Source organism: Neisseria sp. P0014.S002 (assembly GCF_051958295.1).
Taxonomy (GTDB): Bacteria; Pseudomonadota; Gammaproteobacteria; order Burkholderiales; family Neisseriaceae; genus Neisseria; species Neisseria flavescens_B.
On record NZ_JBQCVO010000081.1, the window covers coordinates 1 to 263 of the forward strand.

1 protein-coding gene is annotated in these 263 nt (G+C 43.3%); it reads left to right on the plus strand.

The features are described from left to right. A partial coding sequence (locus ACTHSX_RS10690; protein ID WP_440379673.1) for a hypothetical protein occupies window positions 1-263 on the plus strand: 263 nt, incomplete at both ends.

The window sequence follows — 263 nt, forward strand, 5'->3', positions numbered from 1 at the left end:
CGAGCAGGTAGTGATGAAATTATCAAAGCGGATGCGGAGACAAAAGGTTATAGCCAGTCTTATCGAATTCGTCCGACAGATTCTGCTGATTCAAGTAAAGATGAACGTAATCTAGGTGATATTTTAGATGGTTCGGTTGCAGCTATTGGCGATAAGCGCGACAACCGTCAAGAGTTTTTGGTCGCCGCTGCCAATGACGGCATGGTACATATTTTCCGTAATGGTACGACTAGCAATCCTTATGACTTGAAACTCAGCTATAT